This window comes from Saccharothrix texasensis (assembly GCF_003752005.1).
In the GTDB taxonomy this organism is placed as follows: domain Bacteria; phylum Actinomycetota; class Actinomycetes; order Mycobacteriales; family Pseudonocardiaceae; genus Actinosynnema; species Actinosynnema texasense.
The window spans coordinates 6,883,358-6,908,570 of record NZ_RJKM01000001.1 but is presented as its reverse complement, the minus strand read 5'-3'; the positions used below and the strand labels follow the sequence as shown (position 1 = coordinate 6,908,570).

28 protein-coding genes are annotated in these 25,213 nt (G+C 72.7%); 3 read left to right on the top strand and 25 right to left on the bottom strand.

The features are described 5' to 3' along the window. Positions 1-11 precede the first annotated feature (11 nt). From EDD40_RS30915 to rimP, 20 genes are all read right to left on the bottom strand, one after another. The gene (locus EDD40_RS30915) at positions 12-788 is read right to left on the bottom strand and encodes a cellulose-binding domain-containing protein (RefSeq protein WP_123746055.1); all 777 of its coding nucleotides are present in this window, start codon (positions 786-788) and stop codon (positions 12-14) included. A 58-nt stretch (positions 789-846) separates the two neighbouring features. After that, positions 847-969 (bottom strand): hypothetical protein, encoded by a 123-nt coding sequence (locus EDD40_RS44490; RefSeq protein ID WP_281277817.1) that lies wholly within the window; start codon positions 967-969, stop codon positions 847-849. 47 nt (positions 970-1,016) lie between these two features. Continuing rightward, positions 1,017-1,472, bottom strand: a complete 456-nt coding sequence (locus EDD40_RS30910; protein WP_123746054.1) for a tetratricopeptide repeat protein — start codon at positions 1,470-1,472, stop codon at positions 1,017-1,019. A 60-nt stretch (positions 1,473-1,532) separates the two neighbouring features. Continuing rightward, positions 1,533-2,291: a 4-hydroxy-tetrahydrodipicolinate reductase gene (gene dapB, locus EDD40_RS30905; RefSeq protein ID WP_211348267.1), complete on the bottom strand. Its 759-nt coding sequence runs from the start codon at positions 2,289-2,291 to the stop codon at positions 1,533-1,535. Continuing rightward, entirely contained in the window at positions 2,288-3,694 is a 1,407-nt protein-coding gene (locus EDD40_RS30900) for a M16 family metallopeptidase (RefSeq protein ID WP_123746052.1), read from the bottom strand. The genes dapB and EDD40_RS30900 overlap by 4 nt, the downstream gene beginning before the upstream one ends. Further along, on the bottom strand, positions 3,691-5,934 hold the full coding sequence (locus EDD40_RS30895; protein WP_123746051.1) for a polyribonucleotide nucleotidyltransferase: 2,244 nt from the start codon (positions 5,932-5,934) through the stop codon (positions 3,691-3,693). The genes EDD40_RS30900 and EDD40_RS30895 overlap by 4 nt, the downstream gene beginning before the upstream one ends. 222 nt (positions 5,935-6,156) lie before the next feature. Further along, positions 6,157-6,426: a 30S ribosomal protein S15 gene (gene rpsO / locus EDD40_RS30890; RefSeq protein WP_123746050.1), complete on the bottom strand. Its 270-nt coding sequence runs from the start codon at positions 6,424-6,426 to the stop codon at positions 6,157-6,159. Positions 6,427-6,750: 324 nt separating this feature from the next. After that, a complete protein-coding gene (locus EDD40_RS30885) occupies positions 6,751-7,239 on the bottom strand; it encodes a helix-turn-helix domain-containing protein (protein WP_123746049.1) in 489 nt (162 codons plus the stop codon). Positions 7,240-7,330: 91 nt separating this feature from the next. Then, complete coding sequence (locus EDD40_RS30880; RefSeq protein ID WP_123746048.1) at positions 7,331-8,272, bottom strand: bifunctional riboflavin kinase/FAD synthetase; 942 nt, start codon at positions 8,270-8,272, stop codon at positions 7,331-7,333. Between the two features lie 47 nt (positions 8,273-8,319). Continuing rightward, positions 8,320-8,697 carry a hypothetical protein gene (locus EDD40_RS30875; RefSeq protein ID WP_148088956.1) on the bottom strand — a complete coding sequence of 126 codons (378 nt, stop codon included), beginning with the start codon at positions 8,695-8,697 and terminating at the stop codon, positions 8,320-8,322. 17 nt (positions 8,698-8,714) lie between these two features. Next, positions 8,715-9,617, bottom strand: a complete 903-nt coding sequence (gene truB / locus EDD40_RS30870) for a tRNA pseudouridine(55) synthase TruB (protein ID WP_123746046.1) — start codon at positions 9,615-9,617, stop codon at positions 8,715-8,717. 11 nt (positions 9,618-9,628) lie between these two features. After that, positions 9,629-10,951 carry an MFS transporter gene (locus EDD40_RS30865; RefSeq protein ID WP_123746045.1) on the bottom strand — a complete coding sequence of 441 codons (1,323 nt, stop codon included), beginning with the start codon at positions 10,949-10,951 and terminating at the stop codon, positions 9,629-9,631. Positions 10,952-11,061: 110 nt separating this feature from the next. Continuing rightward, positions 11,062-12,363 carry an MATE family efflux transporter gene (locus EDD40_RS30860; RefSeq protein ID WP_123746044.1) on the bottom strand — a complete coding sequence of 434 codons (1,302 nt, stop codon included), beginning with the start codon at positions 12,361-12,363 and terminating at the stop codon, positions 11,062-11,064. A gap of 112 nt (positions 12,364-12,475) precedes the next feature. Further along, positions 12,476-13,483: a DHH family phosphoesterase gene (locus EDD40_RS30855; protein ID WP_123748403.1), complete on the bottom strand. Its 1,008-nt coding sequence runs from the start codon at positions 13,481-13,483 to the stop codon at positions 12,476-12,478. A gap of 28 nt (positions 13,484-13,511) precedes the next feature. Next, a complete protein-coding gene (gene rbfA / locus EDD40_RS30850) occupies positions 13,512-13,961 on the bottom strand; it encodes a 30S ribosome-binding factor RbfA (RefSeq protein ID WP_123746043.1) in 450 nt (149 codons plus the stop codon). A 49-nt stretch (positions 13,962-14,010) separates the two neighbouring features. Further along, the gene (locus EDD40_RS30845) at positions 14,011-14,307 is read right to left on the bottom strand and encodes a DUF503 domain-containing protein (RefSeq protein ID WP_077006828.1); all 297 of its coding nucleotides are present in this window, start codon (positions 14,305-14,307) and stop codon (positions 14,011-14,013) included. 72 nt (positions 14,308-14,379) lie between these two features. Next, positions 14,380-17,451: a translation initiation factor IF-2 gene (gene infB / locus EDD40_RS30840; protein WP_123746042.1), complete on the bottom strand. Its 3,072-nt coding sequence runs from the start codon at positions 17,449-17,451 to the stop codon at positions 14,380-14,382. Between the two features lie 88 nt (positions 17,452-17,539). After that, positions 17,540-17,965: a YlxR family protein gene (locus tag EDD40_RS30835; protein ID WP_123748402.1), complete on the bottom strand. Its 426-nt coding sequence runs from the start codon at positions 17,963-17,965 to the stop codon at positions 17,540-17,542. After that, entirely contained in the window at positions 17,907-18,929 is a 1,023-nt protein-coding gene (gene nusA, locus EDD40_RS30830; protein WP_053719952.1) for a transcription termination factor NusA, read from the bottom strand. The genes EDD40_RS30835 and nusA overlap by 59 nt, the downstream gene beginning before the upstream one ends. After that, positions 18,926-19,450 (bottom strand): ribosome maturation factor RimP, encoded by a 525-nt coding sequence (rimP, locus tag EDD40_RS30825; protein WP_123746041.1) that lies wholly within the window; start codon positions 19,448-19,450, stop codon positions 18,926-18,928. The genes nusA and rimP overlap by 4 nt, the downstream gene beginning before the upstream one ends. A 307-nt stretch (positions 19,451-19,757) precedes the next feature. Here rimP and EDD40_RS30820 point away from each other — a divergent pair, with 307 nt between their 5' ends. Both EDD40_RS30820 and EDD40_RS30815 read left to right on the top strand, forming a co-directional pair. After that, positions 19,758-20,204, top strand: a complete 447-nt coding sequence (locus EDD40_RS30820) for a hypothetical protein (RefSeq protein ID WP_236594448.1) — start codon at positions 19,758-19,760, stop codon at positions 20,202-20,204. Beyond that, positions 20,201-20,635, top strand: coding sequence for a ferritin-like domain-containing protein (locus EDD40_RS30815; protein WP_236594449.1), 435 nt, complete (start codon positions 20,201-20,203; stop codon positions 20,633-20,635). The genes EDD40_RS30820 and EDD40_RS30815 overlap by 4 nt, the downstream gene beginning before the upstream one ends. Before the next feature lie 12 nt (positions 20,636-20,647). Here EDD40_RS30815 and EDD40_RS30810 read toward each other — a convergent pair whose 3' ends face one another. Genes EDD40_RS30810 through EDD40_RS30795 form a run of 4 tightly spaced genes read right to left on the bottom strand, consistent with a single transcriptional unit; the run spans position 20,648 to position 23,748 of the window. Next, complete coding sequence (locus EDD40_RS30810) at positions 20,648-21,412, bottom strand: hypothetical protein (RefSeq protein ID WP_148088955.1); 765 nt, start codon at positions 21,410-21,412, stop codon at positions 20,648-20,650. Between the two features lie 25 nt (positions 21,413-21,437). Beyond that, the gene (locus tag EDD40_RS30805) at positions 21,438-22,445 is read right to left on the bottom strand and encodes an aminotransferase class V-fold PLP-dependent enzyme (protein ID WP_123746038.1); all 1,008 of its coding nucleotides are present in this window, start codon (positions 22,443-22,445) and stop codon (positions 21,438-21,440) included. Positions 22,446-22,452: 7 nt separating this feature from the next. After that, entirely contained in the window at positions 22,453-22,932 is a 480-nt protein-coding gene (locus EDD40_RS30800; RefSeq protein ID WP_123746037.1) for a DUF4442 domain-containing protein, read from the bottom strand. A 30-nt stretch (positions 22,933-22,962) separates the two neighbouring features. Further along, positions 22,963-23,748, bottom strand: coding sequence for an SDR family NAD(P)-dependent oxidoreductase (locus EDD40_RS30795; RefSeq protein ID WP_170185248.1), 786 nt, complete (start codon positions 23,746-23,748; stop codon positions 22,963-22,965). 49 nt (positions 23,749-23,797) lie between these two features. Here EDD40_RS30795 and EDD40_RS30790 point away from each other — a divergent pair, with 49 nt between their 5' ends. Then, positions 23,798-24,205: a YjbQ family protein gene (locus tag EDD40_RS30790; protein ID WP_123746036.1), complete on the top strand. Its 408-nt coding sequence runs from the start codon at positions 23,798-23,800 to the stop codon at positions 24,203-24,205. Here the strand turns inward: EDD40_RS30790 and EDD40_RS30785 are convergent. Beyond that, complete coding sequence (locus EDD40_RS30785; protein ID WP_123746035.1) at positions 24,101-25,132, bottom strand: YhgE/Pip domain-containing protein; 1,032 nt, start codon at positions 25,130-25,132, stop codon at positions 24,101-24,103. The two genes, EDD40_RS30790 and EDD40_RS30785, sit on opposite strands and share 105 nt — an antisense overlap. Positions 25,133-25,213 lie beyond the last annotated feature (81 nt).

Below are 25,213 nucleotides of genomic sequence, written 5' to 3'. Positions count from 1 at the left end.
TCGTGTGACGCCTAGGGCTGTTCGCCGGGGTCGCCCGCCCGGCGGAGGTGACGGCGCACGACGAGCAGGACGGCGATGCCCACGGACGCCACGAGCAGGCTGATGACCAGGCCCAGGCGCAGCGCGTCCACCCCGCTGTCGGGGCTCACGTCCGCGGACAGCACCACCGCAGGCTTCGGCGACGCGGTCGGCCAGGTGAACGCGGCGCCGGAGGCCGCCGACGACTCCGACGGCGTGGTCGTGGCCGATGACGACGAAGAGGACGTCGACGTCGTGGTGGAGGTCGTCGTCGTGGTCGTGGCGGACGGCGCGGTCGTGAGCGGCGGCGCGGACGTCGGCTCCGGCGCGTCGCTCGTCGTGTCCGCGGTCACGGGCGCGCCGGTGCACGGCACGCCGTCCACGGAGAACGACGTCGGCGCGGGGTTGCTGCCCGACCAGGCGCCGTTGAAGCCGACCGTGACCGACCTGCCCGTGGCCAGCGCGCCGTTGTAGGCGGTGTTCTTCACCCGCACCGCGCTGCCGCTCTGGCTGAACACGCCGTTCCACGTCTCGGACGTGATCCGCTGCCCGGCGGTGAACTCCCACTCCAGGGTCCAGCCCGGGAGCGGGTCGCCGAGGTTCGTCAGGGTGACGCGCGCGCCGAACCCGCTGCGCCACTGGTCGGTGACCACGTAGGCGACGTCGCAGCCGGCCGCGGCGCGCGCGGTGGCGGGCGACGTGACGAGACCGGTCGCGACCAGGGCCGCGGCGACGGCGAGAGCCGCCCGGACGATCCGAGCGAAGGTCATGGGCACTCCTGGGAACGGGCGGCGGTTCGCCTGATTCTTCCCCAGGAAGCCGGCCCGGTCAGCCGATCACGAGCGCGAGGCCCAGCGCGGCGACGACGACCAGGCAGGCGACGGTCAGTCTCAAGGTCTCGCAGGTCTTGACCACGTCACCCACGGTAATCACGGCTACCGCAAGATCCAAGGTGACAGAGGGTGAAGACCGAATGAATCACATCTCACTCGAGCGGACTAAGCCCGATTCTTCGGCGGGGAGAACAGGTCGATCGCCGTCCGCATGGTCTCGCGGGCCCGGCCCCGGTCACCGGCCAGGTCGTAGGCCTGCGCGAGCAGGAACCACGCCCGCCAGTCCTCCGGCCGCGCCTCGACGTCGACCCGCCGCTGCTCGAACCAGGCGTCGGCCGCCTCCCGGTCCACTCGGCCGGACGGGCGACGCGGCAACCCGGACGTGTCGAGGAGCGCGCCCTCGGCGTCGAGCTGCCGCGCCATCCGCTCCGCGGTGAAGCCGAACCTCAGGTTCGTCCACGCGATCCACGCGCCGATCAGCGGCAGCAGGAGCACGCCGACCCCGAGGCCGATGCCGACCGGGTCGCCGGTGCCCAGCAGCACCACGGCCCGGCCGCCGAGCAGCACGAAGTACACCGCCAGCGCGGCGGTGATGACGAACGCGGCGGTGCGGGTCCTCACGGCGTCGGCTCCGTCGAGGACGGGTGCGGGTTCATCGGGAGCGGCGTCATCGCGGGCAGGTCAGAGGTCCATGTACTTGTCGAGCCCCACGGAGAGCCCGGGGTGCTTCGCGATCGACCGCACGGCCAGCAGCACGCCCGGCATGAACGACTTGCGGTCCAGCGAGTCGTGCCGCAGCGTCAACGTCTCGCCCTCCGTGCCGAACACGACCTCCTGGTGCGCGATCAGCCCGGCCAGGCGCAGCGAGTGCACCCGCACGTCGTCCACGAGCGCGCCACGCGCGCCGGGCGCCTCCTGCGTGGTCGCGTCCGGCATCGGGCCCACGCCCGCCGCCGCACGCGCCTGCGAGATCAGCCGGGCCGTGTGCGCGGCCGTGCCGGAGGGCGCGTCCACCTTGCGCGGGTGGTGCAGCTCGATGACCTCGGCCGACTCGTAGTACGGGGCGGCCAGCTCCGCGAACCGCATGGACAGCACCGCGCCGATGGCGAAGTTCGGCGCGACCAGCACGCCGAGGCCCGGCTTCGCGTCGAGCCACTCGGAGACGGCGCCCAACCGCTGCGCGTCGAACCCGGAGGTGCCGACGACGGCGTGGATGTCGTTGTCCACGCAGAACCGGAGGTTGTCCATCACCACCTCGGGGCTGGTGAAGTCGACCGCGACCTGGGCGCCGGCGTCGGCCAGGTTGAACAGCCAGTCACCCGTGTCGACCATGGCGACGACTTCCAGGTCCGCCGCGGCCTCGACCGCGCGGCACACCTCGGCGCCCATGCGGCCCCTGGCGCCGATGACGCCTACGCGGAGTGGTTCAGCGGAACTCAAGAGATCACCTCGTGCACCTGGGACGGCAGATCGTCGGCGTGAGCGTAAGGGCCGACCACGGCGGCGGCGACGGGGCGTCGCAGCAAGTCCTTCGCCAGCGTGGCGACGTCGGCCGCGGTGACCTCGTCGATGCGCGCCAGCGTCTGCTCCACCGACAGGTAGTCGCCGTAGTTCAGCTCTCCCTTGCCGATGCGCGACATCCGCGAGCTGGTGTCCTCCAGGCCGAGCACGAGCCCGCCGCGCAGCTGGCCCTTGCCCCGGGCCACCTCCGCCTCGCCGAGCCCGTCACGGGCCACGGTGGACAGCACGTCGCGCACCACGCCGGCCACGTCGCCGAGCCGGTCCGGCTGGCAGCCCGCGTACACCGACAACGTGCCGGCGTCCGCGTAGAGGCCGACCGACGAGTACACCTGGTACGCCAGGCCTCGCCGTTCCCGGACCTCCTGGAACAGCCGCGAGCTCATCCCGCCGCCCAACGCGGCGTTGAGCACGTTCAACGCGAACCGGCGCTCGTCGTGCCGGTCGAGCCCGCGCACGCCCAGCATCAGGTGGGCCTGCTCGGTGTCGTCGGAGTGCAGCACCAGCTTGCGCGAACCGGGGATGCGCGCCCGACCCGCCCGGGGCACGACGGGCGTGCCCACGCGGTCGAGCCGGTCGCCGATCTGCTTGCGCACCAAGCGCATCACGTGCGCGTGGTCGATGTTGCCCGCCACCGCGAGCACCATCCGCGGCAGCGTGTAGCGCTTCTTGTAGAAGCCGAAGAGGGCGTCGCGGTCCATGTCCCCGATGGACTGCTCGGTGCCCAGCACCGGGCGGCCGAGCGCGTGCTCGCCCAGCAGGGCGTCCAGGAACGCGTCGTGCAGCAGGTCTTCCGGGTCGTCGTCGCGCATCGCGATCTCTTCGAGCACCACGCCGCGCTCGGTCTCGAAGTCGCGCGGCTCGCACAGCGCGTCGAACACGACGTCGCACACCAGGTCCATCGCCAGCGGCAGGTCCTCGTCGAGGACGTGCGCGTAGTAGCAGGTGTGCTCCTTGGCGGTGAACGCGTTCAGCTCGCCGCCGACCGCGTCGATCTCCTCGGCGATCTGCGCCGCCGTGCGGTTCACCGTGCCCTTGAACAGCAGGTGCTCCAGGTAGTGGGCGGCGCCCGCGACCTCGACCCGCTCGTCGCGCGAGCCGACCTGCACCCACAGGCCGACCGACGCCGACCGGACGCCGGGGATGCGCTCGGTGATGACCCGCAGCCCCGACGGCAGCACGCTGCGGCGCACGGCCACGCCCGCGTCACCGCGTTCCAGCGACACCGTGCTGCCGGGCTTCTGCAGGTGCCCGAGCCGGCGCGCAAGCGGACGGCCGCGGGTGCCAGAAGCACCCGCGGCCGTCCTGTTGACGCTCGTCGTCACTGCGCGTTGGCCTCGGCCTCGGCGGGTGCGGTGTCCTGCGCGGGCGCGTCGCCGGCCGGGGCCTGCTCCGCGTCGTCGCTGACCAGGACCAGGCTGATCTTGCCGCGCTGGTCGATGTCGGCGATCTCGACCTGGAGCTTGTCGCCGACCTTGACGACGTCCTCCACCTTGGCGATGCGCTTGCCGTTGCCCAGCTTGGAGATGTGGATCAGGCCGTCCTTGCCCGGGAGCAGGGACACGAACGCGCCGAACGCCGCGGTCTTCACCACGGTGCCCAGGAAGCGCTCGCCCACCTTCGGCAGCTGCGGGTTCGCGATCGCGTTGATCAGGCCGATCGCGGCCTCGGCCGACGGGCCGTCCGCCGCGCCGACGTAGATCGTGCCGTCGTCCTCGATGGAGATGTCGGCGCCGGTCTGCTCGGTGATCGAGTTGATCATCTTGCCCTTCGGGCCGATGACCTCGCCGATCTTGTCGGTCGGGATCTTGACCGACGTCACGCGCGGCGCGAACGGGCTCATCTCGTCCGGGCTGTCGATGGCCTCGGCCATGACCTCGAGGATGGTCAGGCGCGCGTCGCGGGCCTGACCCAGGGCCGCGCCGAGCACCTCGGACGGGATGCCGTCCAGCTTGGTGTCCAGCTGCAGCGCGGTGACGAACTCCTTGGTGCCGGCGACCTTGAAGTCCATGTCGCCGAACGCGTCCTCGGCGCCGAGGATGTCGGTCAGCGCGACGTACTCCGTCTTGCCGTCGACCTCGTCGGACACCAGGCCCATGGCGATGCCCGAGACCGGCGCCTTCAGCGGCACGCCGGCGTTGAGCAGCGACATCGTGGACGCGCAGACCGAGCCCATGGACGTCGAGCCGTTCGAGCTCAGCGCCTCGGAGACCTGGCGGATCGCGTAGGGGAACTCCTCGCGCTTGGGCAGCACGGGCATCAGCGCCCGCTCGGCCAGCGCGCCGTGACCGATCTCGCGGCGCTTGGGCGAGCCCACGCGGCCGGTCTCACCGGTGGAGAACGGCGGGAAGTTGTAGTGGTGCAGGTAGCGCTTGTGCGTCTCCGGGGCCAGCGAGTCGATCTGCTGCTCCATGCGCAGCATGTTCAGCGTGGTGACACCCAGGATCTGGGTCTCGCCGCGCTCGAACAGCGCCGAGCCGTGCGCCCGCGGGATCAGCTCGACCTCGGCCGACAGCGACCGGATCTCGGTGAGGCCGCGGCCGTCGATGCGGACCTTGTCGCGCAGGATGCGCTGGCGCACGAGCTTCTTGGTCAGCGAGCGGAACGCCGCGCCGACCTCCTTCTCGCGACCCTCGAACTGCTCGGCCAGCTTCTCCAGCACCGACGCCTTGATCTCGTCGATGCGGGACTCGCGCTCCTGCTTGCCGCCGATGGTCAGCGCCTGCGACAGCTCGCCGGAGCCGGCCTGCTCGACGGCCTCGAAGGCGTCGGACTGGTAGGCCGGGTAGGTCGGGAACTCGCCGGTGGCCTTCGCCGCGACCTGCGCCAGCTGGGCCTGCGCGTCGCACAGCGCCTTGATGAACGGCTTGGACGCCTCCAGACCGGCGGCCACGACCTCTTCGGTCGGCGCCTGCGCGCCCTCGCCGATCAGGTCGATGACGTGGTCGGTGGCCTCGGCCTCGACCATCATGATCGCGACGTCGTCACCGACGACCCGACCGGCGACGACCATGTCGAACACGGCCTTCTCGAGCTGCTCGTGGGTCGGGAACGCCACCCACTGGCCCTCGATCAGCGCCACCCGGACGCCGCCGATGGGGCCCGAGAACGGCAGGCCCGCGAGCTGCGTGGACGCCGACGCGGCGTTGATCGCCACGACGTCGTACAGGTCGGCCGGGTTCAGGCTCATCACCGTGATGACGACCTGGATCTCGTTGCGCAGACCGTCCACGAAGGACGGGCGCAGCGGCCGGTCGATGAGGCGGCAGGTCAGGATCGCGTCGGTCGACGGGCGGCCCTCGCGGCGGAAGAACGAGCCGGGGATGCGGCCCGCCGCGTACATGCGCTCCTCGACGTCCACCGTGAGGGGGAAGAAGTCGAAGTGCTCCTTGGGGTGCTTCGACGCCGTCGTCGCCGACAGCAGCATCGTCTCGTCGTCCAGGTAGGCGACGACCGAGCCCGCCGCCTGGCGGGCCAGGCGACCGGTTTCGAAGCGGATGGTGCGCGTGCCGAACCGACCGTTGTCGATCACGGCTGAAGTCTCGTGGACCTCGATGTCCGTCATATGGGTACTCCTCGTCATGCGGGTCACAGCGCGCTCAGGGCGCGGGATCGCGGTTCGGACGAGGCCGGTCTTCGATCGAAGTCCCCTGGGTTTCGTCTACCAGGGGGCCACTACCGAGGACCGGCGAACTGTCGTCCCGGGCGCCGCGCGTGCTTCCCTCGTCTTGTCTTCGATTTACGCCAAGGGGGAGTGACCTTGGTGGTCACTCCCCCTCGGCACGTCTCACCTGCGCAGGCCGAGCCGCCCGATGAGGGCGCGGTAGCGCTGGATGTCCACCTTCGAGAGGTAGTTCAGCAGCCGGCGGCGCCGGCCGACCAGCAGGAGCAGGCCACGACGCGAGTGGTGGTCGTGCTTGTGCTGCTTGAGGTGCTCCGTCAGGTCGGCGATGCGCTTGCTCAGCAGCGCGACCTGGGCCTCGGCGGAACCGGTGTCCGTGTCGTGGACGCCGTACTCGGCGAGGATGGTCTTCTTCTGCTCGGTGGTCAGTGCCACGTGCTCGCTACTCCTTGTGCTGGTTAAGTGCCGTGCGGCCCCGCGTGAGCGGGGTAGTCGGTACTGGCCGCCACGGACCGCAGCCAGACCCAAATGTCGAGGTTACCAGCAGTGGCGACGCGCTACGCGCCTGACGTGCCCAAGCGCACCCGGTCGAGCACCGCGCAGCCCCCGGCAGGGTGGCTGCGGACCAGGGCCACCTCGGTGGCCGTCCACTCACGACCGGTGAGCTCCACGTGCGGCAGCACGGCGCCGCGGGCCGCGGTGAGGTGCGGGCCGGGTGCTGCCGGCGCAGCCGGGGGTGGGCGGCGCGGACCGGGCGGGTCAGGCGTCGCGGACCTTGCCCGCGCGGCGCAGCAGCTCGGCCAGGGCCGGGAAGTCCTCGCCGAGCACGTCGGCGGCCTGCGACAGCTCGCGGCGGTCGGCCAGGCGGCGCAGGAACGGGAACACCACGGCCTCGTCGTCGGCGCTGCCGTTCACCGGGAGCGAGTCGCGGCTCACGGTCGGCTTCGACTGGCGGACGTCCTCCAGGGCGCGCTGCAACGCGTCGGGCGAGCCGGAGGCGACGTCGGGGGTGAGGACCTTGCGCTCCAGCATGATCATCCGGGCCAGCACGGACGGGTTGCCGATCTTGGCCCGGCGCCCGCTCATGACCTGGCTCAACATCGGGGCGCTGATGCCCAGCACGTCCGCGAGCTGGGCCTGGGAGACGCTGAACGCGACCACGAGCCGGCGCACCCGGTCGCCCAAGGGCTCCCCGTACCACTCCCGCTGCAGCGCGAGATTGCGCTGGACGATCTTGTGGTCCTCCACCTTCGCCTCTCCCCTGACCGACGGACGTGTCAGGCATCTTGCCAGGTCGTCAGGCGTCGCACGGTCGGTTCCACCCACCTGGTTCAACCCGTCAGGCGTCACCCGGATCCGGCAGGAGCTCACGCGTCGTGGCCACGTCGCGGTGCATCTGCGCGAGCAGCGACTCGACGCCGTCGAACTTCTCCATGTCCCGGAGCCGGTCCACGAAGTCGAGCGCGACCCGCTGGCCGTAGAAGTCCTCGTCCACGTCGAGCACGAACGCCTCGACCCGCCGTTCCCGGCCGGAGAACGTCGGGTTGGTGCCCACGCTCACCGCGGCCTTGAGGCGGCGGCCCGAGCTGTGCACGAACCAGCACGCGTACACGCCGTCCGCGGGCACGGCGGCGAACCGCGTGGTGGACAGGTTGGCCGTGGGGAAGCCCAGCTCCTTGCCGCGGCCGTCGCCGCGCACCACGATCCCCTCCAGCCGGTGCGGCCGGCCGAGCGCCTGCGCGGCGGCGGCCACGTCGCCCGCGTCGATGCACGCCCGGATGTAGGTCGACGAGTACGTGACGCCGTCGTCGGTCACCAGATCCGCCCCCTCGGTCACGAAACCGAACCGCTTGCCCAGCGCGCGCAGCAGTTCCACGGTGCCCGCCGCCTTGTGGCCGAACGTGAAGTTCTCGCCCACCACCACGGCCGCCACGTGCAGCCGCTCCACCAGCACCTCGTGCGCGAACTCGTCGGCGGGCGTGCGCGCCACCTCGGCGGTGAACGGGATCACGCAGAACACGTCGACGCCCAGTCCCTCGACCAGCTCGGCGCGCCGGCGCAGGCTGGTGAGCTGGGCCGGGTGGCTGCCCGGCCGGACCACCTCGGACGGGTGCGGGTCGAAGGTGATCAGGACGCTCGGCACGCCCCTCTCCTCGGCCAACCCGACCGCGCGGCCGATCAGCGCCTGGTGCCCGCGGTGGACGCCGTCGAACACGCCGATGGTCACCACGCAGCGGCCCCAGCCGCCGGGCAGGTCGTCGAGCCCTCTCCAGCGTTGCACGCGGGCCAGCCTAGGGGGTCGACCACGACGTGCCGGCCGAGGTCGGGCTAGTCGTGACGGATGTCGCGGCCGGCCTGGTGGACGGTGCCGCCGTCACGCGCGACCGCGGTCTGGTTGACGGTGGTCGGCGAGTTGACCGTGAGGCCGCCGCCGATGTCGCCCGCCTGCACCACGGGACCGGTCACGGAGCCGGTGATGCTGTTGCGCACGGTCGACTCCGGCGGCGCCGACGTGGGTGGTTCCGGGGTGGGCGGCTTGGGCGCGGACGCCTGCACGCGCAGGGCGATGACCACGCCCAACGCGGTGAGCAGCACGACCGTCACCCACGCCCACGGGTTCGCGCCGCCGTCGGTCGCGAGGTTGATCGCCACCCCCGTGGCCGAGGTCACCACACCGGCCGCGGCCGGCCACACCCATCTCGACATGCCGTCCACGGTAGGCCCTATCCGATCGGGGTGAGTACCACCAACGGCTTGGCGATCGGCCCCTCGTCCTTCGCCAGCGCCACCACGTGGCCGTCCGGGCCGAAGACGCCGTACGTGCCGTCCAACCCGCCCGCGGCCAGGCGTTGGCCGTGCGAGAGGGCGACCGCCTCGCGCGGCGCGATCTCACGGCGGGGGAACGCGGTGGCCACCGCGGCGTCCAGGTCCAGGGACAGGCCCGGCGCGCCTTCCAGCTGCTCCAGGGTCCTGGCCACGCGCAGGTCGAACGGGCCGACGCGGGTGCGGCGCAGCGCCGCCAGGTGGCCGCCGACGCCGAGGTCCGCGCCGAGGTCGCGGGCCAACGCGCGCACGTAGGTGCCGGACGAGCACTCCACCATCACGTCCAGCTCGGTGACGCCCTCGCCCTCGCGGCGGATCGACAGCACGTCGAAGCGGTGCACGGTCACCGGGCGCGCCGGGATCTCCACCGCCTCGCCGGCGCGGACCCGCGCGTAGGCGCGCTTGCCGTCGATCTTCACCGCGCTCACCGCGCTGGGCACCTGCTCGATCGGGCCGGTCAGCTTCGCCACGCCCGCCCGGATCGCGTCCTCGTCCACTTCGGACGCGTCGGCCGTGGACAGCACCTCGCCCTCGGCGTCGTCGGTCGTGGTGGAGGAGCCGAGGCGGATCGTCGACAGGTACGCCTTGCTGTCCAGCGCCAGGTGGCCGAGCAGCTTGGTGGCCCGCTCGATGCCCAGCACGAGCACACCGGTGGCCATCGGGTCGAGCGTGCCCGCGTGCCCGACCTTGCGGGTGCCGAGGATGCGGCGGACCTTCGCCACCACGTCGTGGGAGGTCATGCCGTCGGGCTTGTCGATCACGACGAGGCCGGGCGGGACAGGGTGACGAGAAGATGCGGACACGGACGAGGATCCTAGGCCTCCACGAGCACGTCCCACCGACGGCGGCGCAACTGCACGGGCACGGACTCGCCGCGGTCCTCGGCGGCGAACACCGCGGTGCGCGCCCGGCGCCACCACACGACCGTGCGCCACAGGCCCACCAGCAGCACCGCCACCACGGACGAGAACGCGACCCGGTACGCCTGCGGCGCGGAGAGCACGGGCTCGACCACGTCCAGCACCACGCCGACGGCCAGGGCGGTGAACGTGATCGCGGCGAACCCGCCGACGTTGGCCACGCCGGTCGCCGTGCTGACCCGGTGCAGCGGGTTGTAGTCGCGGACCAGGGCGAACGCCACGCCGGACGCCGGGTTTCCCAGCGCCAGCACCGCGAACACCGCGTACAGCGCGGGCGTCGGCAGCACACCGCCCGGCCAGCCCAGCAGCACGGCCCAGCACAGCACGGCCGCGGCCAGGTAGGAGCCGACGATCGGCATCCGCCACTCCGGCCGGCCGCCGATCACCGTGCCCATCACCGGCCCGGTCACGATCGCCACCAGCACCAGCGTGCTCAGCACCGCCGACGCCGACGGCCGCGACAGGCCCTGCGCCTCTACCAGGTACGGGAAACCCCACAGCAGGCCGAGCACGGCGGGCGCGGACATCGACGTGAAGTGCACCCAGAACCCGAGGCGGGTGCTCGGCTCGCGCCACGCGTCCTTCACCTTCGCGCCCACCGCGCGCAGTGGCACCGGCTCGACCGCGGGCTGCGGCACGCCGTCGGGCACCTCCCGCACGCGCCACCCGACCACCGCCGCGTACGCCGCCGTGGCCAGGCCCGCGACCAGGAACGTCACCGTCCAGCCCGCGTCGTCCAGCAGCAGCGTCAGCGGCACGGTCGCGACCAGGTTGCCCGCGCCGCCCAGCGCCGCCGACAGCGTCATGACCAGGGTGAAGCGGCGGGGCGGGAAGTGCGCGGCGGCCAGGCGCAGCACGCTGACCCACGTCATGGCGTCGCCGACGCCGAGCACCGCCCGCGCGGCCAGGCCGAGCGGGTAGGAGTCGGCGAGGGCGAACAGGGTCTGGCCGACGCCCATGAGCAGGGCGGCGGCGGTCAGCACGCGGCGCGGGCCGAAGCGGTCCACCAGCAGGCCGGTGGGGATCTGCATCAGCGCGTAGAGGCCGATCTGGAGGACGGTGAACGTGCCGAGCGCGGCGGGGCCGACGGCGAAGCGGTCCCCCGCCTCCAGGCTCGCCACGCCCAGCGAGGTCCGGTGGAACAGTGCGGCGATGTAGACGACGACGGCGGTGGACCAGATCAGCCACGCTTGTTTCGTGGCACGATCGACCGGCAAGGCGGATCTCCTAGGCTTCCGTGCGGCAGCACTCCCAGTATCGAGAAACAGTTGCCTACTGTTAACGATTCCTGGGGGTGCCGCGCACCACATCACGCCTGGTCACCGGCTCACCACGTGGTGCCGACGCGCGCCCACTTCCCCGACTTGGTCCGGACCAGCACGAGCACCAGCCGCAGCACCATGAACGCCGACAGGCCGCTCCAGATCCCGACCAGCCCCCAGCCGAACGCGTAGGACGCCCACACCAGCGGCAGGAACCCGAGGGCCGCCGAGGCCAGCGTCGCGGTCCGCAGGAACGCCGCGTCACCCGCGCCGAGCAGGACGCCGTCCAGCGCGAACACCACGCCCGCGATCGGTTGCAGCCCCACGAAGAACCACCAGGCGTGCGGGATCTCGTCCAGCACGGCCCGGTCGGTGGTGAACACCTGCGGCAGCGGGCCGGCCAGCGCGGCGAACAGGGCGCCGAGCAGCACGCCGAACCACAGCCCGTACCCGGTCACCTGCCAGGCGAACCGACGGGCCTGCTCCCGGCGTTCCGCGCCGAGCGCAGCGCCCACGATCGACTGCGCGGCGATCGCCAACGAGTCCAGCACGAGCGCGAGGAACGTCCACAGCTGCAACACGACCTGGTGCGCGCCGACCGCGCCGACCGACGTGCGCGCGGCCACCGACGCGGCGGACAGGAAGCACGCCTGGAACGCGAGGCTGCGCAGCACCAGGTCCCGGCCGAGGCCCAGTTGGGCCTTCATCCGGCGCGGGTCGGGCCGCAGGCTCACCCGTTCCGAGCGCAGCGCCTTGCCGAACAGCCCGGCCGAGAGCACCTGCGCGATCACGTTCGCGACCGCCGAACCTTCCAGTCCCCAGTGCGCGCCGTGCACCAGGATTGGGCACAGCACGGCCGAGATGGCGTTGCCGACCAGCACGTACCGCAGCGGGCGGCGGGTGTCCTGCACGCCGCGCATCCACCCGTTGCCGGCCATCGTGACCAGCACGAACGGCGCGCCGAACAACGCGATCCGCAGCCACGCGACGGCGTTGTCGGCCACCTCGCCGCCACCGCCGAGCAGCCGGGCGGCGGGACCGGCCAGCAGCTGCCCGAGCACGATCACCAGCGCGCCGACGGCCAGCGCGAGCCACGTCGCCTGCACGCCCTCCTCGACCGCCTCGCGCCGCCGGCCGGCGCCGAACAGCCGCGCGGTGCGTGCCGTCGTGCCGTAGGAGAGGAACGTCAACTGGGTGGCGACCTGCGTGAACAGCACACCGCCCACCGCGAGCCCGGCCAGCGGCAGCGCGCCGAGGTGCCCGACGACCGCGGTGTCCACCAGCACGTACAGCGGCTCGGCCGCCAGCACCACCAGCGCGGGCGCGGCCAACCCGACCACCCGCCGCGCCGGAACCCGCTCCTCCACCTGATCCCCTCGATGCACGCGTAGCACCCCCGCGGGAGTCCTACATCCAGAACCCGCGTGTCCTACGTCCGGAACGCGTGTGTCCTACGTTCGGAACACCCGAGTTGAACGCTCAGGACCGCGCGGCCACGGTTTCCAGGGCCGCGCGCAGGTTCGCCAGCACCTCGTCGGCCGGGCCGGAGGCGGTGAAGCCCGCGGCCAGCCGGTGGCCGCCGCCGCCGAGCAGCTGCGCCACCTCGCGCACGTCCACCGCGCTCACCGCGCGCAACGACACCGACCACGACGACGGCCGCAGCTCCTTCAGCACCGCCGCGACCTCGGCCTCGGCCGTGGTGCGCACCAGGTCGACCACGCTCTCGACCTCCTCGGGCCGCAGCCCGGAGGCGTCCTCCAGCGTCACGACGGCGTGCACGAACCCGAGCCCGCCGGCCGCGTCGCGCTCCAGGCACGCCCGGCTCAGCACCTTCGCCAACATGCCCAGGTACCCGAACGGGTGAGAGTCCATCAGCGGCCGGGCCACAGCCTCGGCGTCCACGCCGGCCGCGAGCAGCCGGGCGGCCACCTCGTGCGTCGCCGCCGACGCGTGCCGGAACGACCGCGTGTCCGTCACCAGACCCGCGTACACGCACCGGGCCACCGGCTCGTCCAGCTCCGCGCCCAGCACGTCCAGCAGCCGCAGCACCACGAGCGCGGTCGCCTCGGCCCGGTCGTCCACCACGTTCACGTGCCCGAACCGCGGGTTCGACACGTGGTGGTCCACCACCACGACCACACCGGCGGTGGACACCCGATCAGCCAACGGACCGAGCCGCCCGACACTGCCCGTGTCCAACGCGACCAGCACGGGCGGCGCGGCGGGCACGGCGGACGCGGGCACCAGCAGCCCGGCCACGTCGAGGTCCCGCAACGTCTCCGGCACCTCGTTCGGCGCGCCGAACGACACCCGGACCGCCACGCCCCGCCGGTGCAGGGCCAGTCCCAGCGCCAACGCGCTGCCCAACGCGTCCGCGTCGGGGTTCACGTGCGCCAGCAGCGTCACGTCGGTGGCGGTGGACAGGACGCGAGCGGCCTCGGCGAGGTCCGCGCTCAAGTGGTCCCCGGAGGCGCCCGGGTCGTTCATGCTCGGATCGTTGTGCACGGCGAGAACGCTAGTCGGCGTCCTCGGCCTCACGCGGAGGCTTGTACGGGTCGGGCTCGCCCGCGGGTTCCGCGCCGTGCGCGATGCGGGCCACCTCCGCGTCCAGCTCCCGTGCCTTGGCCAGCAGTTCGTCCATCCGACGCGCCTCGGCGGGCACGTTGTCGGTGACGAACGAGAGGGTCGGCGTGAACCGGACACCGGTCTGCTGGCCGACCATGGTGCGCAGCACGCCCTTGGCCTTCTCCAGCGCCGCGGCGGCCCCCGCGAGGTCCGGCTCGGAGTCCAGCTTCTCGCCGAGCACGGTGTAGTAGATCGTCGCGTCGTGCAGGTCGCCGGTCACCCTCGTGTCCGTGATGGTGACGCGAGCCAGCCGCGGGTCCTTCACCTCGTGCTCCAACGCGGAAGCGACGATCTGCGAGATCCGCTTGGCCAGCTTGCGAGCCCGTGCCTGGTCGGCCACGGCGCTCCCCTCCTGTCGTTGCGATTCGTCGCCTGCTCGGCGACGCCTGCTAGTCGTCCTCCGGCCCGACCAACCTGTGGCGGGCGGAGAGAAGTTCCAATTCGGGCCGTCCGGCCACCAGCCGCTCGCAGGCGGCCATCACGTCCCTCACATGCTCGGCGTCGGCGGCGACGGCCGCCACTCCGATCAGGGCCCGGCGGTGCAGGTCGAGGTGGCCCGCCTCGGCGACCGAGACCTCGAACCTGCGGCGCAGCTCGGCCACGATCGGCTTCACCACGGACCGCTTCTGCTTCAACGAGTGCACGTCGCCGAGCAGCACGTCCAACTCAAGGGCACCGACGAACACAGATGATCACCAAGGGGTGTCCAGGGGTGCGGGGCCGCCGGTCACGACGGCCCCGCACCTGGCTGAAGACGATCAGGCGCGCGGCTTCTCGCGCATCTCGAACGTCTCGATGATGTCGCCGACCTTCAGGTCGCTGTAGTTGCCGAGCGTCAGACCACACTCGAAGCCCTCGCGGACCTCGGTCGCGTCGTCCTTGAACCGGCGCAGCGAGCTGATGGGCAGGTTCTCCTGCACGACGTTGTTGTCGCGCAGCAGGCGGGCCCGGGCGTTGCGCCGGATCTCGCCCGACATGACGAGGCAACCCGCGATCGTGCCGACCTTGGAGGACTTGAAGACCTCGCGGACCTCCGCGCGGCCCAGCTGGACCTCTTCGTACTCCGGCTTGAGCATGCCCTTCAGGGCCTGCTCGATCTCGTCGATCGCCTGGTAGATCACCGTGTAGTAGCGGACGTCCACGCCCTCGCGGTTGGCGAGTTCGGTGGCCTTGCCCTCGGCCCGGACGTTGAAGCCCAGGACGATGGCGTTACCCGCGACGGCGAGGTTGATGTCGCCTTCGGTGATGCCACCGACGCCGCGGTGGATGACCCGCAGCTCGACGTCGTCGCCGACCTCGATCTTCATCAGCGCGTCCTCGAGGGCCTCGACGGTACCCGAGTTGTCGCCCTTGATGATCAAGGTGAGGGCGCTCGTCTCCTTCAGCGCGGCGTCGAGGTCTTCCAGGCTGACGCGCTTGCGCTTCGCGGCGTTCATCGCGTTGCGGTTGCGGGCCTGGCGGCGCTCGGCGATCTGCCGGGCCACCCGGTCCTCCTCGACCACGAGGAACGTGTCGCCCGCGCCGGGCACCGAGGTGAGGCCGATGACCTGCACCGGACGCGACGGCGTCGCCACCGTGACGTCCACGCCGTGCTCGTCGACCATGCGGCGCACGCGACCGTAGGCGGCGCCCGCCACGATCGAGTCACCGACGCGGAGCGAGCCGCGCTGCACCAGCACCGTGGCCACCGGGCCGCGACCGCGGTCCAGGTGCGCCTCGATGGCGACGCCCTGCGCCTCCATCTCCGGGTTGGCCCGCAGGTCGAGCGAGGCGTCGGCGGTCAGCAGGATCGCTTCCAGCAGGCCGTCGATGTTGATGCCCTGCTTCGCCGAGATGTCGACGAACATGGTCTCGCCGCCGTACTCCTCGGCAACCAGCCCGTACTCGGTGAGCTGCTGGCGGATCTTGTCGGGGTTGGCCCCCTCCTTGTCGATCTTGTTCACCGCGACCACGATCGGCGCGTTGGCCGCCTGGGCGTGGTTGATCGCTTCCACCGTCTGCGGCATCACGCCGTCGTCGGCCGCCACCACGATGACCGCGATGTCGGTCGAGTTCGCACCACGAGCACGCATGGCGGTGAACGCCTCGTGACCCGGGGTGTCGATGAAGGTGATCAGGCGCTCGTTGCCCTCGAGCTCCGTGTTCACCTGGTAGGCGCCGATGTGCTGGGTGATGCCACCCGCCTCGCCCTCGGCCACCTTCGCCGTGCGGATGGTGTCCAGCAGGCGCGTCTTGCCGTGGTCGACGTGACCCATGACGGTCACGACCGGCGGACGGATCTGGAGGTCCTCCTCGCCGCCGGCGTCGTCGCCGTAGGTGATGTCGAACGTCTCCAGCAGCTCGCGGTCCTCTTCCTCAGGGGACACGACCTGCACGTTGTAGTTCATCTCGGAGCCGAGCAGCTCCAGGATCTCGTCGGAGACGGACTGCGTCGCGGTGACCATCTCGCCGAGGTGGAACAACACCTGCACCAGCGAGGCCGGGTTGGCGTTGATCTTGTCGGCGAAGTCGGTCAGCGAGGCGCCACGCGGCAGGCGGATCGTCTCGCCGTTGCCCTTGGGCAGGCGGACGCCACCGACCGACGGCGCCTGCATGTTGTCCATGTACTCCTGGCGCTTCTGCCGCTTCGACTTGCGGCCACGACGCGCCGGACCACCGGGACGGCCGAAGGCGCCCGCGGCGCCACCGCGACCACCCGGGCCACCGGGACGGCCGCGGAAACCGCCGCCGCCACCGGCCGGTGCGCCACCACCGGCGCCGCCACCGCCACCGGGGCGGAAGCCACCGCCGCCGCCACCGCCGCCACCAGGGCGGAAGCCGCCACCGGCGCCACCGCCGCCGCCACCGGGGCGGAAGCCGCCACCGGCGCCACCGCCACCACCGGGACGACCGCCGCCGCCACCAGGACCGCGGCCACCGCCACCGCCACCGGGACCGCCGGGGCCACGACCGCCGCCGCCACCGCCACCGGGGCGGGGAGCCGGACGACCGGGCATCATGCCCGGGTTCGGCCGAGGCGGCATGTTGCCGGGGTTGGGCCGGGGACCGCCGGGACCGCCGCCGGAGCCACCCGGACGGGGGCCTGCCGGACGCGAGTCACCGGGCTTGGGGCCGGACGGCCGCTCGCCGCCACCCGGCGCGGCCGGGCGCGGGGCCTGCGGACGCGGCGCCGGAGCGCCACCGCCGACGCCGAACGGGTTGTTGCCCGGACGCGGGGGCCGCGGGCCTGCGGGCTTGGGTGCCTGCGGGCGCGGCGGGACCACGGACGGGGCGTTCTGCGCCGCGGCGGGCTGCTGCTGCGGCGCGCGGGGGCCGGGACGAGGGCCGGGGCCACTGGTCCGCGGCGCCTGCTGGGGTGCCTGCTGAGGCTGCTGGGGCTGCTGCACCTGGGCGGCGGCCGGCTGCTGCTTCGGCGCCTGGACGGGCGTCGGAGCCGCCGCGGCGGCCGGGGCCGGGGCCTCGGGCTGCGCGGCCGGAGCCGGCGTGGCGGGCTTGGCCACCGGCTTGGGCGCCATCGGCTTGGGGCCGGGCACCGGACGCGGACCCGGCTTGCCGGCGGGGGCCGGCGGGCGCGGGGTCGTGTCGCTCTTGGTCTCGCCCGAGGCCGCGCTCGTCGGAGCGGGCTTCGGCGGCGCCGGGCGGGCGCCTGCGGGCTTGGGCTTCGACTCGCCCTTGGCGTAGGCGTCACGAAGCCGCCGGGCCACGGGGGCCTCGACGGTGCTGGACGCGGACTTCACGTACTCGCCCTGGTCGGCGAGCTTGGTGAGTAGTTCTTTACTCGTGACTCCGAGCTCTTTGGCGAGCTCGTGCACGCGGGCCTTACCTGCCACTGCACTCCTCTGTGAGGGAGGCCGGCGGGCAAGTCCCGTCGACCTCGTCTTAACGTCGCGCGTTCATGTCTTCAGCTTCACGGCTGACTCATGACGGGTCGACCTGCTTCCTTGCTTCCTGCTGGTCACGGGGCGATCCCGCGACCTCCTGCCCACACTGCTCGAGATGACCGCGCACGCGTTGCACGTCGAGCGGTCCCTGGACCTTGAAGGCCCTGGGGAACGCCCGCCGCTTCTCGGCGTTGCGGAGGCAGTCCGGATCGGGGTGCAGCCATGCTCCCCTACCGGGCAACCGTCGACGTGTGTCCGGGACCACAGTCCCGTCCACGACCACCACGCGCAGCAGCTCGGAGGGCAACGTCCGAGCGCGGCATCCGATGCACGTACGAACCGGGCCGATGTGCGTGAGATCCGATCCCCGACGTTGAACCACTGAGAAGTCTATCCCCTGTTGCTTATTCAGCCGAACCGGATGCCGATGCGCCCGCCGGAGCGGACCCGCCGGCCTCCGCATCACTGCGGATGTCGATGCGCCAGCCGGTGAGCCTGGCGGCCAACCGGGCGTTCTGCCCCTCCTTGCCGATGGCGAGGGAGAGCTGGAAGTCCGGGACCACGACCCGTGCCGTCTTGGCGCGCTCGTCGAGCACCCGCACAGACACAACCTTCGCCGGTGACAAGGCATTCCCGACGAACGTCGCCGGGTCGTCGGAGTGGTCGATGATGTCGATCTTCTCACCGGCCAGCTCGCTCATGACGTTGCGCACCCGGGCGCCCATCGGCCCGATGCAGGCGCCCTTGGCGTTGACGCCGGGCACCGTCGTGCGGACCGCGATCTTCGAACGGTGACCTGCCTCACGTGCCACCGCGGGGATCTCCACGGTGCCGTCGGCGATCTCGGGCACCTCGAGCGCGAACAGCCTGCGCACCAGGTTCGGGTGCGTGCGCGAAAGGGTGATCTGCGGGCCGCGCGAGCCGCGGGACACGCCCACGACGTAGCACTTGAGCCGCGAGCCGTGCTCGTAGGACTCGCCGGGCACCTGCTCGGCGGGCGGCAGCACGCCCTCGGTGTCGCCGATCTGGACCACGACCATGCCGCGGGCGTTGGCGCGGGCGTCGCGCTGCACGACGCCGGCGATGATCTCGCCCTCCTTGGCGGAGAACTCGCCGAACGTGCGCTCGTGCTCGGCGTCGCGCAGGCGCTGGAGGATGACCTGGCGGGCGGTGGTGGCGGCGATGCGGCCGAACCCCTCGGGGGTGTCGTCCCACTCCTCGGCCACGGTGCCGTCCGGGTTCAGCTCCTGCGCGAGCACGCGCACCACGCCGGTCTTGCGGTCGATCTCGACGCGTGAGTGGGAGTGGTGGCCCTCGGTGTGCTTGTAAGCGGTCAGCAGGGCCGTCTCGATGGCTTCGAGAACGGTGTCGAAGGGGATGTCCTTGTCCCGTTCGATCGCCCTGAGAGCGGCGATGTCGACGTTCACTCCGACTCCTCCTTCAGGTGCTTGCCCTCGAGGAGCGCGAGCTCTTCGACCGGCGGCTGCTTGAACTCGACTTCGACGACGGCGCGCTCGATCGTCCGGTACTCGACGCGGCGCAGCTCGCCCTTGACCAGCAGCACGACGCCGGTGTCGTCGGCATCGCCGACGCGGCCGAACCACTCGACCTGCTCCGGCTGCTTGACCTTCACCAGGCGCAGCCGGTTGCGCTTCCAGTGGCGGGGCCTGGTGAGCGGGCGGTCCGCGCCGGGCGAGGTGACCTCGAGCGTGTACGGCCCGGCGATCAGGTGCTCGTTGGCGTCGAGGGCGGCGGAGACGGCGCGGCTGGCCTGCGCCACCTCGTCCAACCCGATCCCGTCGTCGCCGTCCACGACCACCTTGACCAGCCTGCGACGCCCAGCCTGGTTCACGTCGAGCAGCTCGAGGTCGAAGCCGATCGCCTCGACCGCTTCCCGCACGACGGGTGCTAGCTGCGCGGCGAGTTCTCCGCGCGGCGGGCTGGACACGTGGTGACTCCAAGTTCTCTTCGAGTGCAGAGGGCACGGCAACCCCGGCCGACGCTGCACTTCGCCGGCCGTGGTCGCCCAGACTATCTGGTTCGGCGGCCTCCCACGTGCCACGGCGACGGGTCGTGCGCGGCGGGCAGGCGGGCGGCGACGCGGTGGGCGGGTGCGCGGGGGAAGGTGGCGACGCCGACGTGCAGGCAGGTGACAGCGCTGTGAGCAGGCGGGTCGGCGGTGGTGCGGCGGGCGTGGCGGGGGTGGCGGGCCGTGGACCACCGGGGGCGGCGGGGCTCTGGCAGGATCGGGACACGTGATCGGAAGAACGGCGTTCAGCAGGCGCGCGGTGCTGCTGGTGGCGGCCACGGCGCCGTTGGCAGTCGCGTGCACCACACCCCCTCCCCCGCCTCCTCCACCGGACCCGCTGGCGGAGTTGGTGAAGGCGGCGCTGTCGGACGCCGCGCTGGCCACGGCGGTCGGAGCGCCGGAGACCGCCGCCGCGCGGACCGAGCACGCGACGCGGTTGCAGGCGGAGGTCGACCGGGCCACGCCGCGCGTCGCGGGGTCGGCGGCGCCGTCGACGTCGGCTCAGCCGTCGGTCACGCCCCCGGCGGGGGCGACGCGGGAGGCGTTGGCGGCGGCGTTGCAGGCGGCGCAGAAGCAGGCGGGTGACCTGGTGGCGACGGTGGAGTCGCACCGGGTGGGGTTGGTCGGCTCGGTGGCGGCCGGGTGCGCGAGCTTGCTGGAGGCGCTGTCGTGAGCGTGGAAGCGGTGCAGGGCGCGTTGGCGGCGGAGCACGCGGCGGTGTGGACGTACGGGCTGGTCAGCGCGTTCATCGCGGTGCCGCAGCAGGCGGCGGCGGTGGCGGACGGCGCGAACGCGCACCGGTCGCGGCGGGACGTGACGGAGCGGTGGTTGCGCGACGCCGGCGCGACGCCCGCGCCCCCGGCGGCGGCCTACCTGCCGCCCCAGCCGGTGGACAGCGCGGCGTCGGCCATCGCGGCGTTGGTCGCGGTGGAGACCGATGCGTGCGTGGCCTGGCGCGGGGTGTTGGAGCGGACCGACGACGGCGCGCTGCGCACGTCGGCGTTGGACGCCTTGACGGTGTCCGCGGTGCGGGCGACGCGGTGGCGGAAGGTGGCGGGGCTGACGCCGACGTCGATCGCGTTCCCGGGCGCGGGGGTCGGCTGAGGCGCCGCGCCGTCAGGCGTTGAGGTCGGCGGCGAGGCGGAAGGCGTCGTTGCTGATCCGCTTCATCAGCTGGTTGTGCGCGGTCGCGTCGGGGCCGTGCTTGACGGAGTCCGACTCGATGATGATCACGTCCCGGTCCTCCAGGCGGGCCGCGAAGCCGCCGTTGGCCAGGGTGGCGAGGTTCGGCACGCGCACCGCGCCGTCCTTGACCAGGTCGTTGACGTTGCCGGTGCCGTCACGGCTGGTCAGGTCCTTCAGCTTGGCGGCGTCCTCGGTCGTCCTCATCCGGACGATCGACACGGACGTGTAGACCTTCACCCCGTCAGGGGTCACCGTCGTGTACAGACCGCGGGTGAGCTGCTGGCACGGCGTGCTGGTCAGGAACGTCTTGGTCTGCCCGTAGGCGTGGGACGCGCAGTCGCTGTCCTTCAGCGGCTCGGGCACGTCCGGTGACGCGGCGAAGGAGAACTCGCCCGACGGGGCGGACGTGGGGGTCGGCGTGCCGGTGGGCGTGTCCTTCGGCATCACGACCAGCCACACCAGCCCGGACACCACGGCCACGCCGAGCAGGCCGAGGCCCTTGAGCAGCAGTCCGCGACGCGGGTGCGCGGCCGGGGCGGCGGCGGGCCCGCGACGCGGCGGGGGCGGGGGCGGCGGTGAGCTCAGCAGCGAGTCCAGCTGCCCGATCTCCGACCGCCACAGCGGCGCGGTGTCCGACGGCCGGATGGGCGGGATCCGCTGCGTCACCTCTTCGGGTGATTCGGGAGGAACCGACACAAAGACCCACGGTAACGGAAGAGGGTCAGGCGAGCGCTGTGAGCACCTGATCGACATCCTCGGCGGTGTTGTAGAGGTGGAAGGCCAGCCGGACGCGTCCGGCGCGGATGCCGGACCGCACGCCGGCCGCCGCGAGCCGCTCGGCGGCGCCGGGGAGGTCCAGGGAGACGATGGCGGTGCCGCGCGGGGGCAGGCCGAGGCCGGTGAGCAGGGCGTCCGCCAGTCCCACGGCGTGCTCGCGGACCGCCGCCAGGTCCAGCGAGGCGAGGTACGGGAGCGAGACGGCGGCGCCGAACTGGGACAGCCAGACCGGGGAGAGGTCGAGGCGGCGGGCGTCGGGGGCGAGGCGCAGCGGGAGGCCGTACACGGTGCTCCAGGGATCGTCGCCGGCGAACCAGTTGGCCGCGACGGGCACCGTGCGCTCCAGCGCCGAGGGGGAGCACGCCAGCCAGGCGCAGCCGCGCGGCGACATCAGGAACTTGTACCCGACGGCCACGACCCAGTCGGCCCACTCCAGGTCCAGCGGCAGCCAGCCGACCGCCTGGGAGGCATCGAGCAGGACCGGCACGCCGGTCGCGCGCAGCCCGTCGAGGTCGACCACGCGGCCGTCGGCGGACTGGGCGACGCTGACCGCGACGAGGTCGTGCCCGCCCGCGTGGGTGACGATCTCCTCCAGATCGACTTCGGTGACCCGCAGGCCGCGGGCGGCGAAGGGGAACGTGAGGCTGGTGAACTCGCCGCGCGCGACGAGGACCGAGGCGTCGGCCGGCAGGCCGGCGGCGACCAGGGAGACGAGCTGGGAGCCCGACGCGCCCATCGCGACGCGTTCGGCCGGCACGCCGACGAGCCGACCGAACGCCTCGCGGGCGGTGGTCGCGTGCTCGTCCGCCGCGCCCGGGCCGTCCGCGCCGACCGACCACCGGCGCACGGCGTCCGCGACGGCCGCGGCGGTGGGCGCCGGGGGCACGCCGATGCTGGCGGTGTTCAGGTAGCCGAGGGGGACGTCGAAGGTCGTGCCGAAGGCTGCGCGCATGGGGTGATCACACGGTCTCGGTGACCCCGTCGTCCACCGATTTGCGGTTCTTGCGACGCGCGTAGACCTGCTTGCGGGTGCGGGCGACGACCTCGCCGGAGGCGTCCACGATGTCGGTGGAGAACCACATCAGGGCCTTGTTGTCGCCCGCGGCCCGGGAGCGCAGCTCGTCCAGGTGCTCGTCGGTCAGGTCGAACTCGGCGTGGACGGTGCCGCGGCCCGGCTTGACGAAGTCGATCTCGCCCGCGCGGTCCCACACGAGGTGCTCGCGGCCCAGGTGGTGCAGCACGAGCAGCATCCAGAACGGGTCGGTCATCGCGAACAGCGAGCCGCCGAAGTGCGTGCCCACGTAGTTGCGGTTCCACCAGTGCATCCGCATCCGGACCTTGACGTGGCGGTAGTCGTCGGACAGCTCGACCACGCGGATGCCGGCGAACAGGAACGGTGGCCACAGGTTCATGCCGCGGCGCAGTCGGGAGGCCTTCACGGCGGCTATGTTACCAGCGGGTAATGAAGGTCAGTGCAGCGTGATGACGTTCTTCGTCACCTTGGCGGCGGCGTCCGAGCAGAGGAACGCGACCACGTCGGCCACGTCCTCGGGCTGGGAGACGTCGTGCTGGGCGCGCACCGCGTCGTTGACCCAGCCGGTGTCGGTGACGCCCGGCTTGACGACGTTGGACGTGATGCCGTGCGGCCACAGCTCGGCCGCCGCCGACATGGCGTAGTTGTCCAGCGCCGCCTTCGCCGCGCCGTAGGTGACCTCGCTGGGGAAGCCGAGCGGGCCGCCGGAGGTCAGGCCGACGATGCGGCCCCAGTTGCCGCCGCGCGCGATGTGCCGGCGGGCGAACTCGGCGATCAGCAGCGCGCCCGCGCGGGCGTCCACGGCGAACTGCGCGTCGAACGTCTGGGGCGTGACGGCTTGCAGGACGCGGCCGAACTGGTCGGTGTCCACGGCGAGGAACGTGTCCTGCACCCAGCTGGAGGCGTTGTTGACCAGGATGTCGACCGGCCCGAAGACCCGTTCCGCGGTGTCGAAGAGCGTGGTGGGCGCGAGCGTGTCGGTGAGGTCGACCTCCAGCGCGTGGGCCTTGCCGCCCGCCTCGGTGATGGCGGCGACCACGTCCGCCGCGTCCGACTCGCGGGCGGTGAAGTACTCGCCCGGCAGGCTCGGGTCCGGCGCGGGCGCGAAGCGCAGGAACGTGATGAGGACGTTGACGCCTCGGGCGGCGAGCGCCTTGGCGGTCGCCGCCCCGATGCCCTGGTTGGCCCCGGTGACGATCGCGGTGTGGATCACGGACGGCATGGTGCCCGATCGGGCGGAGGTGGCGCACCGCGATTTAAGCTCTGGAGGCATGCGCAGCGAAGAGATCGAGATCCGCACCGGCTCGACCGAGGTCGTCCACGATCTCACCCGCGCCTGCGAGGACTTCCTGGCCGACGTGGACGGCGACGGGCTGCTGCACCTCTGGGTGCCGCACGCGACGGCGGGCCTGGCGGTGCTGGAGACCGGCGCCGGCAGCGACGACGACCTGCTGGCCGCGCTGCGCGAGCTGCTGCCCGCGGACGGGCGGTGGCGGCACCGGCACGGGACGCCCGGTCACGGCCGTGACCACGTGCTCCCCGCGCTGGTGCCGCCCTACGCGACGATCCCGGTGCTAGGCGGTGTGCTGGCGCTCGGCACCTGGCAGTCGGTCTGCCTCGTCGACACCAACGTCGACAACCCCGTCCGCAAGGTCCGCCTGACCTTCCTGGCCGGGTAGCAGGAGCACGACCAGGCCGACCGCGGCGAGCGCGACGAACACCCAGACCTGGGCCGCGCCGGGCGACCCGCCCTGCAGCAGGGCGCGCACGCCCTCGGTGGAGAAGCGGAACGGGGTCCAGGACCACAGCAGGGCCCGGTAGACGGGGTCGATCAGCTCCGGCACCTGGCCCGCGACGGCGGGCGCGATCAGGTACAGCGGGCCGAGCACGGCCATCGCGCGGATGCCCAGCAGCCGCAGCAGCGCGCCTTGGACCAGCGCGAACGCCGCTCCGACCAGGGCGAGGTAGCCGAGCACGGCCGCGGTGAGGGGCAGGGCCGAGTCCCACAGCGTGAAGAGGCCCGCGACCACGGCGACGCCGAGCACGGTCGTGGTGGCGACGCCCGCCAGCCGGCCGAGCGGGGTCGCCCTGCGGGCCACGAGCGTGAACGCCGCGCCCGCGACCAGACCGGCGATCCACAGCAGCGCGCTCGCGGCCGGCGGCGCCGTGCGACCGGCGGCGGACGCCGGGTCGAGCGTGACGACCTCCGCCTGCATCCCGGCGCCCTGGACCACGCCGCCGAGCACCTGCTGGGCGACCTGCGTGCCGGACGGGTTCACCGCGCCGGACAGCAGCACGGTCGCGCCGCCGGGCGCGAGTTCGAGCACCCCGTAGACCTCCCGGCGCGACAGCAGGTCCCTCGCCTCGTCGGGCGTGGCCACGCGCCACGAGACTTCCGCCACGTCGCTGCCGGCCAGCTCGTCGGCGACGCCGCGCAGCTGCGCCGGCGCGTCGGCGCCGACGGCGACCGCGAGCGGCACCCCGTCCGGGTGCGCCGTCGCCTGGACGCCGAACGTCAGCAGGCCCAGCACGAGCGCGATCAACGCGCCCGCGACGGCGGTGGCCACCGCGATGACCGACGGCGGCCGGTCGTGCAGTGCGGCCATGGTGACCTCCCAGTTGATTCATCATGTGTTGAATTGAAGGCTACGGCGGGCCGCCCACAGAAGTCAACGCGCGCTGAATTG

Bases quoted from the DNA above. Each gene is read 5' to 3' on its own strand.
- EDD40_RS30895 (WP_123746051.1), bottom strand. From the start codon at position 5,934: ATGACGGACATCGAGGTCCACGAGACTTCAGCCGTGATCGACAACGGT.
- EDD40_RS30875 (WP_148088956.1), bottom strand. From the start codon at position 8,697: ATGTCGAGATGGGTGTGGCCGGCCGCGGCCGGTGTGGTGACCTCGGCC.
- EDD40_RS30785 (WP_123746035.1), bottom strand. From the start codon at position 25,132: ATGGCCGCACTGCACGACCGGCCGCCGTCGGTCATCGCGGTGGCCACC.
- EDD40_RS30835 (WP_123748402.1), bottom strand. From the start codon at position 17,965: ATGCGGAGGCCGGCGGGTCCGCTCCGGCGGGCGCATCGGCATCCGGTT.
- EDD40_RS30795 (WP_170185248.1), bottom strand. From the start codon at position 23,748: ATGCCGTCCGTGATCCACACCGCGATCGTCACCGGGGCCAACCAGGGC.
- EDD40_RS30805 (WP_123746038.1), bottom strand. From the start codon at position 22,445: ATGCGCGCAGCCTTCGGCACGACCTTCGACGTCCCCCTCGGCTACCTG.
- EDD40_RS30855 (WP_123748403.1), bottom strand. From the start codon at position 13,483: ATGAACGACCCGGGCGCCTCCGGGGACCACTTGAGCGCGGACCTCGCC.
- EDD40_RS30915 (WP_123746055.1), bottom strand. From the start codon at position 788: ATGACCTTCGCTCGGATCGTCCGGGCGGCTCTCGCCGTCGCCGCGGCC.
- EDD40_RS30790 (WP_123746036.1), top strand. From the start codon at position 23,798: ATGCGCAGCGAAGAGATCGAGATCCGCACCGGCTCGACCGAGGTCGTC.